Source organism: Pedococcus sp. P2_E4, from assembly GCF_056403935.1.
The window spans coordinates 21126-37120 of the sequence record NZ_JBFUEO010000014.1; the positions used below are offsets into that span (position 1 = coordinate 21126).

The window sequence follows — 15995 nt, forward strand, 5'->3', positions numbered from 1 at the left end:
GGCCGATGACCCCATCGTCCGAACGGCCCCCTCAAAGGTAAAGGGTTCACCAAGTTGGCGAGGGGCACGTCGACGGGTCCCCCACGATGGTGTTTCCGCCCGAATCGACCCAGAGGTCCTCAGTGCCCCACGCCCACCGCGCCACCCGCCTGCTGGCTAGGGTCGCCGTCGTGTCCCTCATCGGCCTGACCGTCGTCGGCGTGACCGACGCGGTCCGCGCCGAGGCAGTGGCCGCCGTGGGTGGCGCCGGCGCCGTGGCCGCCGCGGGCAGCGCCCCGGCCGGCCGCGCCATGTGGGTGTGGGACACCTCGACCCCGGCGGCGACCGTCGACCTCGCAGTCGCCCGGGGCATCTCCCAGCTGTATGCCGCCGTGCCCCCGCAGGTGCAGTCCTCGCCGAAGCTCGCCGAGCTCACCGACCTGTCCCACCGGGCGGCGTCCGCCGGTATCCGCGTGGACGCGCTCGGTGGCGACCCGGGCTGGATCGACAACCAGACCTGGGTCGTCGACCAGTGGCTGCGCCCCGCGCTCGCCACCGGCCTGTTCCGCGGGGTCCACGTCGACATCGAGCCCTACACGACCGCGGCGTGGCAGACGCAGCGCGCGAAGGTGGTCAAGAAGTACCTCGCGACCTACGACACCCTCGCCGCCGCCGCGGGGCAGACTCCCGTCGAGGCAGACATCCCGTTCTGGTTCGACGAGATCCCCGCGAACGGCAGCACCCTGGACCGCGAGGTGATGCGCCGCACCGACGGCGTCGCGGTGATGGCCTACCGCAACCTGGCCAGTGGTCCTGACGGCACGATCGCCCTCGCCTCCAAGGAGGTCGCTGCCGGGGCCGCCCTCGGGGTGCCAGTCCGCATCGGCCAGGAGACCAACCACCTCGGCACCGACCCGAGCGAGACGAAGCAGACGTTCGCCGGCCAGACCCGGACCCAGATGGAGGTCCAGCTCGCCGCGGTCACCGCGGCGTTCAGCGGCAACCCGGGGTTCGCGGGCCTGGCCATCCACGACTCCCGCGGCTACGCGGCGCTGGCTCCCTGAGCCTCGGGGGCGAGCCGGTCTGATCCCGCCCGGCCGGCTCGCCCCGACATCTTCGGGTCAGCGGCACGGCCAGCGGCGCGACGTCTCGCGGTCGTGCCTCAGCCGAGGGTGCGCACCGCGCGCGCCTGCGCAGACCGGGCTGCCAGCTGGTCGTCGGCCGGGTAGACGACTTCCTCGAGCGACAGTCCGTGCGGCGCCATGACGGCGACCGCGGGGTCGCGGACGGCCGCGGCCATCACCTGTGCCGGCCACTCCACCGGGCGACGGCCCTCGCCCACAGGCACGACCGCCCCCACCAGCGAGCGCACCATCGAGTGGCAGAACGCGTCGGCCACGACCGTGGCCTCGAGGCTGCCGTCGCCGGCCCGTCGCCACGAGTAGTCGAGCAGGGTCCGCACCGTCGTGGCGCCCTCCCGCCGCTTGCAGAACGCCCCGAAGTCGTGCAGCCCCAGCAGCCGCTGCGCGGCCGCGTGCATCGCCTCGACGTCGAGCGCGCGCTTCACCACGACCGTGTCGCGCCGCCGCAGCGGGTCGGCCGTCGCCGGGTCGTCGCACAGCCGGTACAGGTAGCGACGCCGCAGCGCCGAGAACCGCGCGTCGAAACCGGGAGCCGCCACCCTCACCGACCGAACCACCACGTCCGCGGGGAGTATGCCGTGCAGCCGGCTCAGTGCCGCGGCCTCGGGGGTGCGGTCCGACCGGCCGGGCAGGGCTGCCCACGCCGCCGGGTCCGGGTCGGCGTGCGCCACCTGCCCGCGCGCGTGCACGCCGGAGTCGGTGCGGCCGGCGACCGTGAGGCGCACCGGCTCGGCACTGCGCAGCATGGTGGTCAGGGCCGCCGACAGCTCGCCCTCGACCGTGCGCAGCCCCGGCTGGGCAGCCCAGCCGGAGAAGTCGGTGCCGTCGTAGCCGAGGTCGAGCCGGATCCGCAGGGGGACGGACTGCGCCTGCCCAGCGGTCGACTCGGTGCTGGGCTGCGGCATGTGGCCAGCGTAGCGACGCGAACTCCCGCCCCATCGAGGCCGGTTCTGCCAGAGTGGCGCGGTGACGTCCGCTCCCCCGACCACCGTCGACGCCACCCTCCGCCGTCACCGCCTGGCCATCGCCGGCGGGTTCGCGGTGCAGGGCCTGCTGTTCATCTCGGTGACGACCCGGCTGCCGCGCTTCCAAGAGCGGTGGGACCTGTCCGAGCTGTTCGTCAGCGGGCTGCTGCTCATGGTCGTGCTGCTCGCCGGCGCCGGGTCGGCCGTCACCGAGTCGGGAGCACGGCGGCTCGGCAGCGCCCACGTGCTGCGGGTCGCCTTCGCGCTGGTGGCCGTCGGCATCACGCTGGTGGCGGTGGCGCCCTCCCGCGGCGTCTTCGTGGCCGGGCTGGCCGTCTACGGGCTAGGGCTGGGCGGCGTGGACGCCGCGACCAACATGCAGGCCGTGGCCCTTGAGCACCGCTGGGGCCGAACCATCCTGCCGTCGTTCCACGGCGCATGGACCATCGGCGGCATCGTCGCCACGCTGGTCGCCATCGCGGTGACGGGGGTGAGCCTGACGGCGGGGCTGCTGCCCCTGGCGGTGACTGCCCTGCTCGTGACCGCGGCGCCGCTGCTGCCCCATCGAGCCGGCCCGCCGGTCGGATCCGTGGCGGCGGCCGGCCCACCCGTCGGCGCCATGGCGGACGTGGCCGACGACGTGCCGACGCTGGCACCCGTCGACGTGCCGTGGCGCAGGCTGCTGCTGCTCGGTGCCGCGATGGTGCTCTTCTACATGGTCGACACCGCGGCGACGACGTGGGGGCCAGTCTTCCTGAAGTCGGCGCACGAGACCCCCGACTGGCTGCTGCCCGTCGCGACGTTGCCCTATCTCGTGGCCACCGGCGTCAGCCGCCTGGCGGGCGACCGGGCCGTCGCACGGGTCGGCGCGGTCCCGCTGCTGCGCGTCGGCGCGGTCGTGGCCTGCGTCGGCCTGGCCGTGATCGTGTTCTCGCCGAGTTGGCCGGTGGCCGTGCTCGGCTTCACCGTGGTCGGCGGGGCGGTGGCCGTCATCGCGCCGCTCAGCTTCTCGGCAGCCGCCTCGGTGGCCGGCCACGGGGTGGACGAGCAGACCCGTCGCGCCCGGGTCGACGCGGTCATCGCCAGGTTCAACCAGTTCAACTACGTCGGCGGCCTGCTTGGGGCGGTGCTGACCGGCGCGGTGGGCTCGTCCAACCTGAGAATCGGGTTCGCGGTGCCGATGGTCCTCGTGCTCGCCATCGTGCCGCTCGCAGGGGCCTTCCGCTCCGAGTGAGGCTTCCACAGGCCGGCCTCGCCAACCTCTGCTAGCAGGGTTTGGCTAGATCCGGACAGGTTGCACGCTGTCCTGATTTCGGTAAGCCCTGCTAGCAGAGGTTAGGGGCGACGGCATTGGACATGGCGAAGGGCCGCCCACCCCCGAGGGGATGGACGGCCCTGCGTCGTGCCAGGTCGTGCCGGGTGGCGAAGCCTCAGGCGCCGGCCTTGGTGAAGCCAGCAGCCTCGGCGTCCTCGGCCGACTTGAACCAGAACTCGGCAACGGTCTGGTCGTACCACTGACCGTCGGCCTCGTGGTACTTGCCGGAGTCGGCGTTGCCCTTGACCGTGTAGGCCTCGTCGGGCGACGAGCCGTCCTCGTTCGCAGCGACCGCACCGGCGGGGACCTCCGCGGCCGCAGCCTCGGTGGTCTCGGTGACCTCGGCGTCGACCAGGGTCGCAGCCTCGGCGTCCTTGGCGTCGTCCTCGGCGGCCTTGGTCGCAGCCGCAGCGTCCTTGGCCTCGGCCTGCTTGGCGGAACGCTTGGTGGCGGCCTCGGCCTCCTTGACGGTCGCCTTCTTGGCCAGCGGCTCGCGGACGAGCTCGATCACGGCCATGGGGGCGTTGTCACCCTTGCGGGCGCCGATCTTGGTGATGCGCGTGTAGCCACCGTTGCGCTCGGCCATGTCGGGCGCGATCTCGGTGAACAGGCGGTGCACGACGCTCTTGTCGGACACGACCGACAGGACGCGACGACGCGCGTGCAGGTCACCGCGCTTGGCGAACGTCACGAGACGCTCGGCCAGGGGACGCAGGCGCTTGGCCTTGGCCTCGGTGGTGGTGATCGAGTCGTGCTCGAAGAGCGACGTGGCCAGGTTGGCCAGGATCAGCCGCTCGTGAGCCGGACCGCCCCCGAGACGGGGACCCTTGGTGGGGGTAGGCATGGTTCAGGTTCTCCTTGGTTGTGAGGTGGCGGGGCGGGCGAGCCCACCCGCCACCTCAGCGGCGGTTGGTCAGAGCTGCTCGTCCTCGGCCAGGGAACGGCCGTCGTCAGCGGAGTCGGCGTCGACGAAGTCGTCGTCGTAGTCGCCGTAGTTGTCGGCGATCGCGGACGGGTCGAACCCGGGCGGGCTGTCCTTGAGTGCCAGACCCATGCCGACGAGCTTGGCCTTGACCTCGTCGATCGACTTCGCACCGAAGTTGCGGATGTCGAGCAGGTCGGCCTCGCTGCGTCCCACGAGCTCACCCACGGTGTGGATGCCCTCGCGCTTGAGGCAGTTGTAGGACCGGACGGTCAGGTCGAGGTCCTCGATCGGCAGCGCCAGGTCGGCGGCCAGGGCGGCGTCGGTCGGCGACGGGCCCATGTCGATGCCCTCGGCCTCGACGTTGAGCTCACGGGCCAGGCCGAACAGCTCGACGAGCGTCTTGCCCGCAGAGGCCATGGCGTCACGGGGAGCCATCGAGTTCTTGGTCTCGACGTCGATCACCAGGCTGTTGAAGTCGGTGCGCTGCTCGACACGGGTCAGCTCCACCTTGTAGGTGACGTTGAGCACCGGGCTGTAGATGGAGTCGACCGGGATGCGGCCGATCTCCTGGTCGCCGGACTTGTTCTGCTGGGCGGAGACGTAGCCACGGCCGCGCTCGACGGTCAGCTCCATCTCGACCTTGCCCTTGCCGTTGAGCGTGGCGATGTGCAGGTCGGGGTTGTGCACCTCGACGCCGGCCGGCGGCGCGATGTCCGCGGCGGTGACCGGGCCGGAGCCCTGCTTGCGCAGGTACATCACGACCGGCTCGTCGTGCTCCGAGGAGACGACCAGGCCCTTGATGTTGAGGATGATCTCGGTGACGTCCTCCTTGACCCCGGGGATCGTGGAGAACTCGTGCAGCACACCGTCGATGCGGATGCTGGTGACCGAGGCACCCGGGATGCTCGAGAGCAGGGTGCGGCGGAGGGAGTTGCCGAGCGTGTAGCCGAAGCCGGGCTCGAGGGGCTCGATGACGAAGCGGCTGCGGTTGTCCGCAACGACCTCTTCGCTGAGCGAGGGGCGCTGTGCAATGAGCACTGGTGTGTTCCTTTCCGTCGGCGACCGCTATATGACGCCGATGAAGTGCCGATCCGATCGGCTGTCGCGACCCGCTCTGTCCGGGGCCGTGACCAAGGATGTGCACGACGGTGAGGTATGCCGCGTGGCTGGGCCACGCGGCATACCTCAGACCATCAGTTCTTCGAGTAGAGCTCGACGATCAGCTGCTCGGTGAGGATCGTGTCGATCTGCTCACGGACGGGCAGGCTGTGGATCAGGATCTGCAGCGAACCCGGGACGACCTGCAGCCAGGCCGGGGTCGGGCGCTCGCCGAAGGTCTGGCGAGCCAGCTCGATCGGGAAGGTGTTCACGGACTTGGCGCGAACGGTGATGATGTCGTACTGCTCGACGCGGTAGGACGGGACGTCCACCCGCACGCCGTTGACCTCGAAGTGGCCGTGCGTGACGAGCTGGCGAGCCGCACGACGGGTGCGGGCCAGGCCGGCGCGGTAGACCACGTTGTCCAGGCGGGACTCGAGGATCTGCAGCAGGGTCTCACCGGTCTTGCCCGAGCGGCGCGAGGCCTCCTCGTAGTAACCGCGGAACTGCTTCTCCATGACGCCGTAGGTGAAGCGAGCCTTCTGCTTCTCCTGCAGCTGGGTGAGGTACTCCTTCTCCTGCATCCGGCGACGGCCGTGCTGGCCGGGCGGGAAGGGACGGAGCTCGAAGTTCTTGTCGCCGCCGACCAGGTCGACCTTGAGGCGACGCGACTTCTTGGTGATGGGTCCGGTGTAACGGGCCATTGTTCTTATCTACCTTTCCCGTTAATCAGACGCGACGGCGCTTGGGCGGACGGACACCGTTGTGCGGCGAGGGGGTGACGTCGCTGATCGCGCCGACCTCCAGGCCCGTGGCGGTGAGGGAGCGGATCGCGGTCTCACGACCGGAGCCGGGACCCTTGACGAAGACGTCGACCTTGCGCATGCCGTGCTCCATCGCGCGGCGGGCGGCAGCCTCGGCAGCCATCTGGGCGGCGAACGGGGTCGACTTGCGCGAACCCTTGAAGCCCACCTGGCCGGCGGAGGCCCAGGAGATGACGGCACCGGTCGGGTCGGTGATCGAGATGATCGTGTTGTTGAACGTGCTCTTGATGTGAGCGTGCCCGTGGGCGACGTTCTTCTTCTCCTTGCGGCGCACCTTCTTGGCGCCCGCAGTACGGCTCTTGGGGGGCATTACTTACCAACCTTCTTCTTACCGGCGACGGTGCGCTTGGGGCCCTTGCGGGTGCGCGCATTGGTCTTGGTGCGCTGACCGCGCACCGGGAGACCGCGACGGTGACGAAGGCCCTCGTAGGAGCCGATCTCGACCTTGCGGCGGATGTCAGCGGCGATCTCACGACGGAGGTCACCCTCGTACTTGACGTTCTCGTCCAGGTAGTCACGGAGCTTGACCAGGTCCGCGTCCGTGAGGTCACGGACTCGGGTGTCAGGGCTGACACCCGTGGCGGCCAGCGCCTGCTGGGAGCGGGTGCGACCCACTCCGAAAATGTAGGTGAGAGCGACCTCGACGCGCTTTTCGCGCGGCAGGTCGACACCGACAAGACGTGCCATCTTGTGTGTTTCCTTAATGTCTCCGGAGGTCTGGAGCAGTACCGTTCCGGGCTGGTTCCCGAAGCTTTCCTCGGGGCACCGGTCCTCGGCCTCCGGGCCGGGGGTGACGTCCTGGGCTGCGTCGATGACGCCGCGCACAGGGGCCGGGTACTGCGGTCAATTCACTTGTCTGCGCTTCTCGAAGAGATGCGAGTCGTGCGGGGTTGGTGCTCTGCTCAGCCCTGGCGCTGCTTGTGGCGCAGGTTCTCGCAGATCACCATGACCCGACCGTGACGGCGGATCACCTTGCACTTGTCGCAGATCTTCTTGACGCTCGGCTGAACCTTCATAGCCTCTGCTTCAGTCGATCTGTGCCGCGGACCGATCGGCCCGCGGGTCCTGCATCAGCGGTAGCGGAAGACGATCCGGCCACGGGTCAGGTCGTACGGGCTGAGCTCCACCACCACGCGGTCCTCGGGGAGGATCCGGATGTAGTGCTGGCGCATCTTGCCCGAGATGTGAGCGAGAACCTTGTGACCGTTGGTCAGCTCAACCCGGAACATGGCGTTCGGGAGAGCCTCGACGATCGTGCCCTCGATCTCGATGACACCGTCCTTCTTGGCCATAGCCTCCACAATCTGCTGAGTCGGCCCCTCCCAGGATGGAACGGGCGCACGTGAAACCAGCACGCGAATGAAGACACACGCATGCCGACGGATCAGTCTACGTCAGACCCCCCGTGAGCACGAAATCGTGCTCGGGCAGCACCCACGTGGGAGCCCCCCGCGGTGGGTACGGCTCAGCCCAGCGGGGCGTATGCCGCGCCGAGGGCTTCCAACCGCTCCTTGCCGCCGTCGAGGGCGGTGAGGACCCAGAGGCCGGCGTCCGTCACGGCCACGGTGTTCTCCCAGTGGGCCGCGCGCGACTCGTCGTTGGTGACGACGGTCCAGTCGTCGGCGAGGACGGTCGTCTCGGCGGTGCCGAGGGTCACCATCGGCTCGATGGCCACGGTCACGCCGGAGCGCACGGTCGGCCCCTTGTCGCGGACGCGGTGGTTCGGGACCTGGGGGTCCATGTGCATCTCGGTGCCGATCCCGTGGCCGACGTAGTCCTCGACGATGCCGTAGTCCCGGCCGTCCCGCTCCCGGGCGGCCACGATGCTGTCCTCGACAGCCGCGCCCACGGCATACAGGGAGTCGCCCGCGGTGAGCGCCGCGATGCCGGCCCACATGGAGTCCTCGGTGGCGTCGATGAGCTCGAGGTCCTCGGGCCGCCCGGCGTCACGGCCGCCCACGATCACGGAGATCGCGGCGTCGCCGTGCCAGCCGTCGACGATCGCACCGCAGTCGATCGAGATCAGGTCACCCTCGGCGAGCACGCGCGAGCCGGGGATGCCGTGCACGACCTCGTGGTTGACGGAGGTGCAGAGCGTGCCAGTGAAGCCGTGGTAGCCCAGGAACGACGGCGTCGCACCGTTGCCCCGGATGTGCTCCTCGGCCAGCTCGTCGAGCTGCTTGGTCGTCATGCCCGGCCGGACCGTCTGCGCCATGAGCTGCAGGGTCTGGCCGACGACCAGTCCTGCCTTGCGCATGCGCAGGATCTGGTCGGGCGACTTCGTGTCGATGCGGGACCTGCCGAACATCAGGAAGCAGCAACCCCTTCGAGGGCGGAGGAGATGCGGTCGAACACCTCGTCGACCGAGCCCATGCCGTCGACCTGCACGAGCAGCCCGCGCGTGGAGTAGACGTCGGTGAGCGGGGCGGTCTCGCGCCGGTAGATGGCCYGCCGCTCGCGGATGACCTCTTCGGTGTCGTCCTCCCGGCCCTCGATCTGGGCTCGCTTGAGCAGGCGGTCGACCACGGCCTCCTCGTCGACGGTCAGCTCGAGCACGGCGTCGAGCTCGTGCCCGTGCTCGGCCAGGATCTGGTCGAGGGTCTCGACCTGGGCCGCCGTGCGCGGGTAGCCGTCGAGCAGGAAGCCCTGCTCGGCGTCATCCTCGAACAGCCGGTCCTTGACGATCGCGTTGGTGATGTCGTCGGTGACGTAGCCACCGGACGCGAGCACCTCCTTGACCTGCAGGCCGAGGGGGGTCTCGTTCTTGATGTTGGCGCGGAAGATGTCGCCGGTGGAGATCGCCGGGATCCCGAACGAGGAGGCGATCTGGGCAGCCTGGGTGCCCTTACCGGCACCGGGTGGGCCGAGGATGATCAAGCGCATTACCGAAGGAACCCTTCGTAGTGTCGCTGCTGGAGCTGGGACTCGATCTGCTTCACCGTCTCCAGCCCCACACCGACGATGATGAGGATGGAGGTGCCACCGAACGGGAAGTTCTGGTTGGCGCCGACGAGCACCAGTGCAACGAGCGGGATCAGCGAGATGAGGCCGAGGTAGATGGCCCCGGGAACGGTGATGCGGGTGAGCACGTAGTCGAGGTACTCGGCCGTGGGTCGCCCGGCGCGGATACCTGGGATGAAGCCTCCGTAGCGCTTCATGTTGTCGGCGACCTCGGTCGGGTTGAACGTGATCGACACGTAGAAGAACGTGAAGAACAGGATCAGCCCGATGTAGGCCACCATGTAGATCGGGTGGTCACCTCGGACGAGGTGCTGCTCGATCCACGTCACCCAGCCGGCCTGGTCGCCGGTGGTCGACCTGTTGAACTGTGCCAGCAAGGAGGGCAGCGCGAGCAGCGACGAGGCGAAGATCACGGGGATGACGCCGGCCATGTTGACCTTGAGCGGGATGTAGGTCGAGGTGCCGCCATACATCTGGCGGCCGACCTGGCGCTTGGCGTACTGCACGGGGATGCGCCGCTGGCTCTGCTCGACGAAGACGACGAGCGCGATGATGAGGAAGCCGAGCAGGATCACGCCGATGAAGACGTCCCAGCGGCCGTCCTGCTGCTGGATGGCCCACAGCGAACTGGGGAACGAGCTGGCGATCGAGGTGAAGATCAGCAGCGACATGCCGTTGCCGATGCCCTTGTCGGTGACGAGCTCGCCGAGCCACATGACGACACCGGTGCCGGCGGTCATGGTGAGCACCATGATGACCAGCGTCGGGATCGAGTCGTCGGGCAGGATGCTCGTGCACTGGGGGCCGAAGAGCGCCGAGGGGTTCTGGGCGAACGTGATCAGCGTGGAGGACTGCAGGATCGCCAGGCCGATGGTCAGGTAACGCGTGTACTGCGTCATCTTGGCCTGACCCTGCTGGCCCTCCTTCTTCAGCGCCTCGAACCGCGGGATGACCACGGTGAGGAGCTGCACGATGATGCTCGCAGTGATGTACGGCATGATCCCGAGCGCGAAGATCGACAGCTGCAGGAGCGCGCCACCACTGAAGAGGTTGGCGAGGCCGAGCACACCCGTCGTGGAGTCCGCGGTCTTGATGCAGGCCTGCACGGCGGTGTAGCTCACACCCGGCACCGGCACGTGCGAGCCGAGCCGGAAGATGATGACGATGAAGAGGGTGAACAGCAGCTTCCTGCGCAGGTCCGGCGTCTTGAACGCGCGGCTGAAGGCGGTGAGCACAGGTCCTCCTGGTGACGCGGGCCGAGGTGGCCACGCGGTGATGACGGTCAGGCAATCCTAGGCACGATACCCCGGGCATCGACCCGGTGGGTGCAACGGGCGGGAGCCCGTCGCCGTGCCCGGAGCACCCGGTGGAGCTGGATGGGGTGGTGGTTCAGGGTCCCCCGACAGGTATGCCGCGGGCTCACCGGTGAGGTGAGCCCGCGGCATACCCCCGAGCTTGGTTCCTGGTCCTCAGGCGGAGGTGACCGAGCCGCCAGCGGCCTCGATCTTCTCCTTGGCGGTGGCCGAGAACTTGTCAGCGGTCACGTTGACCTTGACGGTGATCTCGCCGGTGCCGAGCACCTTGACCGGGGAGTTGTCGCGGACCGCGCCCTTGGCCACGAGGTCGGCCACGGTCACGTCGCCACCCTCGGGGAACAGGGTGGACAGCTTGTCCAGGTTGACGACCTGGAACTCCACGCGGAACGGGTTCTTGAAGCCACGCAGCTTCGGCAGGCGCATGTGCAGCGGCATGGCGCCACCCTCGAAGCGCTCCGGAACCTGGTAGCGGGCCTTCGTGCCCTTGGTGCCGCGACCGGCGGTCTTGCCCTTGGAGCCCTCACCGCGACCCACGCGGGTCTTGGCGGTCTTGGCACCCGGGGCGGGACGCAGGTGGTGCACCTTGAGGGCAGTGCCCTCGGGCGCGGCAGCGGCCTTGGCGGCCTTCTTGTCTGCCATGGTCAGTCAACCTCCTCGACGGCAACGAGGTGCGTCACCGTCTTGACCATCCCGCGGATCTCGGGACGGTCCTCCTTGACGACGACGTCGCCAATGCGCTTCAGACCGAGGCTGCGCAGCGTGTCACGCTGGTTCTGCTTGCCGCCGATCTCGGAACGGGTCTGGGTCACCTTCAGACGTGCCATCACGCACCAGCCTTTGCGGCCTCGCGGCCAGCGGCCTGGGCGCGCAGCATGGCTGCCGGGGCGACCTGGTCGACCGGCAGGCCACGGCGCGCGGCCACGGCCTCGGGACGCTCGAGGCCACGCAGGGCCGCGACCGTCGCGTGGACGATGTTGATGGCGTTGTCCGAGCCCAGGGACTTGGACAGGACGTCGTGGATGCCGGCGCACTCGAGCACCGCACGCACCGGGCCACCGGCGATGACACCGGTACCGGGGGCGGCGGGACGGAGCATGACGACACCGGCGGCAGCCTCACCCTGGATGGGGTGCGGGATGGTGCCCTGGATGCGCGGGACCTTGAAGAACTGCTTCTTGGCCTCCTCGACACCCTTGGCGATCGCCGCGGGGACTTCCTTGGCCTTGCCGTAGCCGACGCCGACGGTGCCGTCGCCGTCACCCACCACCACGAGGGCGGTGAAGGAGAAGCGGCGGCCACCCTTGACGACCTTCGCGACGCGGTTGATGGTCACCACGCGCTCGACGTACTGGCTCTTCTCGGCCTGGTCACGACCGCCGTCGCGACGGTTGTCACGACCGCCACGGCGGTCGCCACGCTCGCCGCGGGCGTTGTCGCCACCGACGGCTCCAGTGCCTCGACGCTGGGGTCCGGGCATCAGATGTTCCTCATCTCAGTAACAGTCATGGTGGTCACAGGGCCAGACCACCCTCGCGGGCGCCTTCGGCGATCGCGGCGATGCGGCCGTGGTACTTGTTGCCGCCACGGTCGAAGACGACCGCCTCGACACCGGCACTCTTGGCGCGCTCGGCGAGCAGCTCGCCGACCTTGCGGGCCTTGGCGGTCTTGTCACCGTCGAAGGAACGCAGGTCCGCCTCCATGGTGGAGGCCGACGCCACGGTCTTGCCGATCGTGTCGTCCACGATCTGCACGAACACGTGGCGGCTCGACCGCGACACGACCAGACGGGGACGCGCGGTGGTACCGGCGACCTTCTTGCGCAGGCGCAGGTGGCGACGTCCGCGTGCAGCAGACTTCCCCTTGGCGCGCTTGACGATCATTGCCATGGCTTACTTACCAGCCTTTCCGACCTTGCGACGGATCTGCTCGCCCGCGTAGCGAACGCCCTTGCCCTTGTACGGGTCGGGCTTGCGCAGCTTGCGGATGTTCGCGGCGACCTCGCCGACCAGCTGCTTGTCGATGCCCTGGACCGCGAAGCGGGTGGGGTTCTCGACAGCGAAGGAGATGCCCTCGGGGGCCTCCACGGTGATGGAGTGCGAGTAGCCCAGCGCGAACTCGAGGTTCCCGCCCTTGTTGGCCACGCGGTAACCCGTGCCGTGGATCTCCATCTTCTTCTCGTAGCCCTCGGTGACACCGAGGACCATGTTGTTGATGAGCGACCTGGTCAGGCCGTGCAGCGCACGGGACTGACGCTCGTCGTTCGGGCGCTTGACCTCGAGGCCGGCGTCGCCCTTCTCAACGGTGATCGGCTCAGCCACCACGTGGGAGAGCTCACCCTTGGGGCCCTTCACCTTGACGGCCTGGCCGTCGATGGTGATGTCGACGCCACTCGGGATGGCGACCGGGAGTCGTCCGATTCGCGACATGTCGAATCCCCTTACCAGACGTAGGCGAGGACTTCCCCGCCCACACCCTTGGTCGCGGCCTGGCGGTCCGTGAGGAGGCCAGACGAGGTGGAAATGATGGCCACACCGAGCCCGCCGAGCACCTTGGGAAGGTTGGTCGACTTGGCGTAGACACGCAGACCGGGCTTGGAGACGCGGCGCACGCCAGCGATGGAACGCTCGCGGTTGGGGCCGTACTTCAGCTCGACGGTCAGCGTCTTGCCGACCTCGGCGTCCTCGACGGTCCAGCCGGCGATGTAACCCTCGGCCTGCAGGATCTCGGCGATGTGGGACTTCAGCTTGGAAAACGGCATGGAGACTGCGTCGTGGTGCGCCGAGTTGGCGTTCCGGACGCGGGTCAACATGTCCGCAATCGGGTCAGTCATGGTCATGGGCTTCTCCGCCCTCTCTCACCGTGGTTTCGCTGGCCCGCGGGAGCGGGGCGACCTGCGATGTAGAAAAGTTCAATGGTGGGTGTGGGGGTCTTACCAGGAGCTCTTGGTGACACCGGGCAGCTCGCCGCGGTGAGCCATCTCGCGCACGCAGATACGGCACAGGCCGAACTTGCGGTAGACCGAGTGGGGACGGCCGCAGCGCTGGCAGCGCGTGTAGGCGCGAACCTTGAACTTCGGCTTCTTGTTGGCCTTGTTGACCAGGGCGGTCTTCGCCATGTCAGTTCTCCTTGAAGGGGAAGCCGAGCGCCTTGAGCAGGGCGCGGCCCTCGTCGTCGTTGGTGGCCGTGGTCACCACGGTGATGTCCATGCCACGCACGCGGTCGATGCGGTCCTGGTCGATCTCGATGAACATCGACTGCTCGGTGAGACCGAAGGTGTAGTTGCCCTTGCCGTCGAACTGCTTGGGCGACAGACCACGGAAGTCACGGATACGGGGCAGGGCCACCGACACCAGACGGTCGAGGAACTCCCACATGCGGTCGCCGCGCAGCGTGGTGTGCGCACCGATCGGCATGCCCTCGCGCAGCTTGAACTGCGCGATGGACTTGCGGGCCTTGGTGACCAGGGGCTTCTGACCGGTGATGGCCGAGAGGTCCTTGATCGCGCCCTCGATGAGCTTGGCGTCCTTGGCGGCGTCACCAACACCCATGTTGACGACGACCTTGACGACGCCGGGCACCTGCATGACGTTCTCGTAGCCGAACTGCTCGCGCAGCTGACCCTTGATCTCGTCGGCGTAGCGCGTCTTGAGGCGCGGCGACGAGGTGACGGTTGCGGTTTCAGTCATGTCTTTCACAGGTCCTTGCCCGAGCGCACCGCAACGCGGGTGCGGGTGGCCTTGTCGCGGCCGTTGCGCTCGACGGTCTCGACCCGGGTCTTGATCCGGGTCGGCTTCTTCTCGGACGGGTCGACGATCGCCACGTTGCTCACGTGGATCGGGGCCTCCTGGACAACGAGCCCACCGGTACGGCTGCCGCGAGCGGTCTGGCCGGCCTTGGTGTGGCGGGTCACGCGGTTGACACCCTCGACGAGCACGCGCTCGGTCTCGGTGTAGACGGCGATGACCTTGCCCTGCTTGGCCTTGTCCTTGCCCGTGAGGACCTGGACGAGGTCGCCCTTCTTGATCTTCATCTTCTTCGCAGCCATGGCTCAGAGCACCTCCGGCGCGAGCGAAATGATCTTCATGAACTTCTTCTCACGCAGCTCACGACCCACCGGGCCGAAGATGCGGGTGCCACGAGGGTCGCCGTCGCCCTTGAGGATGACCGCGGCGTTCTCGTCGAACTTGATGTAGCTGCCGTCGGCGCGACGACGCTCCTTGGTGGTGCGCACGATGACAGCCTTGACGACATCGCCCTTCTTGACGTTGCCGCCGGGGATGGCGTCCTTGACGGCGGCGACGATGACGTCACCGATGCCGGCGTAACGACGACCCGAGCCACCGAGAACACGGATGCACAGGATTTCCTTGGCACCAGTGTTGTCGGCGACGCGCAGTCGCGACTCCTGCTGGATCACTTCTCACTCCTACTCGTCGTGCTGGTTCTCACCCTCGCGGGCGAGCCTTGCCGAACTGACTGCCTGGTTGGCAGATGGGATTGCCTGACGGCAGTGGCTTACTTGGCCTTCTCGAGGATCTCGACCACACGCCAGCGCTTCGTGGCGGACAGCGGACGGGTCTCCATGATCAGCACGCGGTCGCCGACACCGGCGGCGTTCTGCTCGTCGTGGGCCTTGACCTTGCTGGAACGACGGATGACCTTGCCGTAGAGCGCGTGCTTGACGCGGTCCTCGACCTCGACCACGACGGTCTTGTCCATCTTGTCGCTCACCACGTACCCCTGACGGGTCTTGCGGTAGTTGCGGTCTGCAGCCGTCACGGCCTCTTCCTTCACGTGCTTGCTCATGCCGACTTCTCCGTGCTCGTGGTGGGCCCACCGATGCCGAGCTCACGCTCGCGCAGCTCGGTGTAGATGCGGGCGATGTCCTTGCGGACCGCGCGCAGCCGGCCGTGGTTGTCCAGCTGACCGGTGGCGGACTGGAACCGGAGGTTGAACAGCTCCTCCTTGGCCTTGCGGAGCTCGTCGACCAGGCGGTCCTCGTCGAAGCCACGCAGGCTCTCCGAGGTCAGGTCCTTGGATCCGACTGCCATCAGATGTCACCACCCTCACGCCGAACGAAGCGGCACTTCATGGGGAGCTTGTGCATCGCCAGACGCATGGCCTCACGGGCGACCTCTTCGGACACACCGGACACCTCGAACATCACGCGACCAGGCTTGATGTTGGCGATCCACCACTCGGGGGAACCCTTACCGGAACCCATGCGGGTCTCGGCGGGCTTCTTGGTCAGCGGGCGGTCGGGGTAGATGTTGATCCACACCTTTCCGCCACGCTTCATGTAACGCGTCATCGCAATACGAGCGGACTCGATCTGACGGTTGGTGACGTAGGCGGGCTCGAGGGCCTGGATGCCGTAGTCGCCGAACGCGATCTTGGTGCCACCCTTGGCAGCCCCGGAGCGACCCGGGTGGTGCTGCTTGCGGTGCTTGACTCGACGAGGAATCAACAT

At 68.2% G+C, this 15995-nt stretch carries 25 protein-coding genes and 1 pseudogene; 2 read left to right on the plus strand and 24 right to left on the minus strand.

Going from position 1 to position 15995, the window contains the following annotated elements; all coding sequences use genetic code 11:
- Positions 1-122: 122 nt before the first annotated feature.
- The gene (locus AC1DV7_RS08935; protein WP_477596677.1) at positions 123-1043 is read left to right on the plus strand and encodes a hypothetical protein; all 921 of its coding nucleotides are present in this window, start codon (positions 123-125) and stop codon (positions 1041-1043) included.
- Positions 1044-1141: 98 nt separating this feature from the next.
- On the opposite strand, the gene truA is transcribed toward AC1DV7_RS08935, so the two are convergent.
- Entirely contained in the window at positions 1142-2026 is an 885-nt protein-coding gene (gene truA, locus AC1DV7_RS08940; RefSeq protein WP_477596679.1) for a tRNA pseudouridine(38-40) synthase TruA, read from the minus strand.
- Positions 2027-2087: 61 nt separating this feature from the next.
- On the opposite strand from truA, the gene AC1DV7_RS08945 reads away from it, so the two are divergent.
- Positions 2088-3320, plus strand: a complete 1233-nt coding sequence (locus AC1DV7_RS08945) for an MFS transporter (RefSeq protein ID WP_477596681.1) — start codon at positions 2088-2090, stop codon at positions 3318-3320.
- A 196-nt stretch (positions 3321-3516) separates the two neighbouring features.
- On the opposite strand, the gene rplQ is transcribed toward AC1DV7_RS08945, so the two are convergent.
- The 23 genes and pseudogenes from rplQ to rplP form a co-directional block, all read right to left on the minus strand.
- The gene (rplQ, locus tag AC1DV7_RS08950; protein WP_477596683.1) at positions 3517-4245 is read right to left on the minus strand and encodes a 50S ribosomal protein L17, sunset domain variant; all 729 of its coding nucleotides are present in this window, start codon (positions 4243-4245) and stop codon (positions 3517-3519) included.
- A gap of 69 nt (positions 4246-4314) precedes the next feature.
- A complete protein-coding gene (locus AC1DV7_RS08955; protein WP_477596685.1) occupies positions 4315-5364 on the minus strand; it encodes a DNA-directed RNA polymerase subunit alpha in 1050 nt (349 codons plus the stop codon).
- 155 nt (positions 5365-5519) lie between these two features.
- Positions 5520-6128, minus strand: a complete 609-nt coding sequence (gene rpsD / locus AC1DV7_RS08960) for a 30S ribosomal protein S4 (RefSeq protein ID WP_477596687.1) — start codon at positions 6126-6128, stop codon at positions 5520-5522.
- Positions 6129-6153: 25 nt separating this feature from the next.
- Entirely contained in the window at positions 6154-6558 is a 405-nt protein-coding gene (gene rpsK / locus AC1DV7_RS08965; RefSeq protein ID WP_477596689.1) for a 30S ribosomal protein S11, read from the minus strand.
- Positions 6558-6935 carry a 30S ribosomal protein S13 gene (gene rpsM / locus AC1DV7_RS08970; protein WP_477596691.1) on the minus strand — a complete coding sequence of 126 codons (378 nt, stop codon included), beginning with the start codon at positions 6933-6935 and terminating at the stop codon, positions 6558-6560. Before rpsM ends, rpsK begins: the two co-directional genes overlap by 1 nt.
- 215 nt (positions 6936-7150) lie before the next feature.
- Complete coding sequence (rpmJ, locus tag AC1DV7_RS08975; protein ID WP_010148647.1) at positions 7151-7264, minus strand: 50S ribosomal protein L36; 114 nt, start codon at positions 7262-7264, stop codon at positions 7151-7153.
- A 54-nt stretch (positions 7265-7318) separates the two neighbouring features.
- A complete protein-coding gene (gene infA / locus AC1DV7_RS08980; RefSeq protein WP_006946284.1) occupies positions 7319-7540 on the minus strand; it encodes a translation initiation factor IF-1 in 222 nt (73 codons plus the stop codon).
- Positions 7541-7713: 173 nt separating this feature from the next.
- Positions 7714-8556 carry a type I methionyl aminopeptidase gene (gene map, locus AC1DV7_RS08985; RefSeq protein ID WP_477596694.1) on the minus strand — a complete coding sequence of 281 codons (843 nt, stop codon included), beginning with the start codon at positions 8554-8556 and terminating at the stop codon, positions 7714-7716.
- Complete coding sequence (locus tag AC1DV7_RS08990; RefSeq protein WP_477596696.1) at positions 8556-9131, minus strand: adenylate kinase; 576 nt, start codon at positions 9129-9131, stop codon at positions 8556-8558. Before AC1DV7_RS08990 ends, map begins: the two co-directional genes overlap by 1 nt.
- A complete protein-coding gene (gene secY, locus AC1DV7_RS08995; RefSeq protein WP_477596698.1) occupies positions 9131-10444 on the minus strand; it encodes a preprotein translocase subunit SecY in 1314 nt (437 codons plus the stop codon). Before secY ends, AC1DV7_RS08990 begins: the two co-directional genes overlap by 1 nt.
- Before the next feature lie 234 nt (positions 10445-10678).
- Positions 10679-11164 (minus strand): 50S ribosomal protein L15, encoded by a 486-nt coding sequence (gene rplO / locus AC1DV7_RS09000; RefSeq protein ID WP_477596700.1) that lies wholly within the window; start codon positions 11162-11164, stop codon positions 10679-10681.
- A gap of 2 nt (positions 11165-11166) precedes the next feature.
- Positions 11167-11349: a 50S ribosomal protein L30 gene (rpmD, locus tag AC1DV7_RS09005; RefSeq protein WP_035902503.1), complete on the minus strand. Its 183-nt coding sequence runs from the start codon at positions 11347-11349 to the stop codon at positions 11167-11169.
- Entirely contained in the window at positions 11349-12002 is a 654-nt protein-coding gene (gene rpsE / locus AC1DV7_RS09010) for a 30S ribosomal protein S5 (protein WP_477596702.1), read from the minus strand. The genes rpmD and rpsE overlap by 1 nt, the downstream gene beginning before the upstream one ends.
- Positions 12003-12036: 34 nt before the next feature.
- Positions 12037-12411 (minus strand): 50S ribosomal protein L18, encoded by a 375-nt coding sequence (rplR, locus tag AC1DV7_RS09015; protein ID WP_477596703.1) that lies wholly within the window; start codon positions 12409-12411, stop codon positions 12037-12039.
- A 3-nt stretch (positions 12412-12414) separates the two neighbouring features.
- Positions 12415-12951, minus strand: coding sequence for a 50S ribosomal protein L6 (rplF, locus tag AC1DV7_RS09020; protein ID WP_477596705.1), 537 nt, complete (start codon positions 12949-12951; stop codon positions 12415-12417).
- An 11-nt stretch (positions 12952-12962) separates the two neighbouring features.
- A complete protein-coding gene (rpsH, locus tag AC1DV7_RS09025) occupies positions 12963-13361 on the minus strand; it encodes a 30S ribosomal protein S8 (RefSeq protein ID WP_327443782.1) in 399 nt (132 codons plus the stop codon).
- Positions 13362-13454: 93 nt separating this feature from the next.
- Positions 13455-13640 carry a type Z 30S ribosomal protein S14 gene (locus AC1DV7_RS09030; protein WP_477596707.1) on the minus strand — a complete coding sequence of 62 codons (186 nt, stop codon included), beginning with the start codon at positions 13638-13640 and terminating at the stop codon, positions 13455-13457.
- A gap of 1 nt (position 13641) precedes the next feature.
- Entirely contained in the window at positions 13642-14211 is a 570-nt protein-coding gene (rplE, locus tag AC1DV7_RS09035) for a 50S ribosomal protein L5 (protein WP_477596709.1), read from the minus strand.
- Positions 14212-14216: 5 nt separating this feature from the next.
- Positions 14217-14570: a 50S ribosomal protein L24 gene (rplX, locus tag AC1DV7_RS09040; protein WP_477596711.1), complete on the minus strand. Its 354-nt coding sequence runs from the start codon at positions 14568-14570 to the stop codon at positions 14217-14219.
- A gap of 3 nt (positions 14571-14573) precedes the next feature.
- Positions 14574-14942: a 50S ribosomal protein L14 gene (rplN, locus tag AC1DV7_RS09045; RefSeq protein ID WP_477596713.1), complete on the minus strand. Its 369-nt coding sequence runs from the start codon at positions 14940-14942 to the stop codon at positions 14574-14576.
- Positions 14943-15040: 98 nt separating this feature from the next.
- Positions 15041-15331, minus strand: coding sequence for a 30S ribosomal protein S17 (rpsQ, locus tag AC1DV7_RS09050; protein WP_477596715.1), 291 nt, complete (start codon positions 15329-15331; stop codon positions 15041-15043).
- A gap of 32 nt (positions 15332-15363) precedes the next feature.
- Positions 15364-15576 (minus strand): annotated as a pseudogene (gene rpmC, locus AC1DV7_RS09055) (50S ribosomal protein L29); the annotation flags it as partial.
- Entirely contained in the window at positions 15576-15995 is a 420-nt protein-coding gene (rplP, locus tag AC1DV7_RS09060; protein ID WP_056883301.1) for a 50S ribosomal protein L16, read from the minus strand. The gene rplP and the pseudogene rpmC, both read right to left, overlap by 1 nt.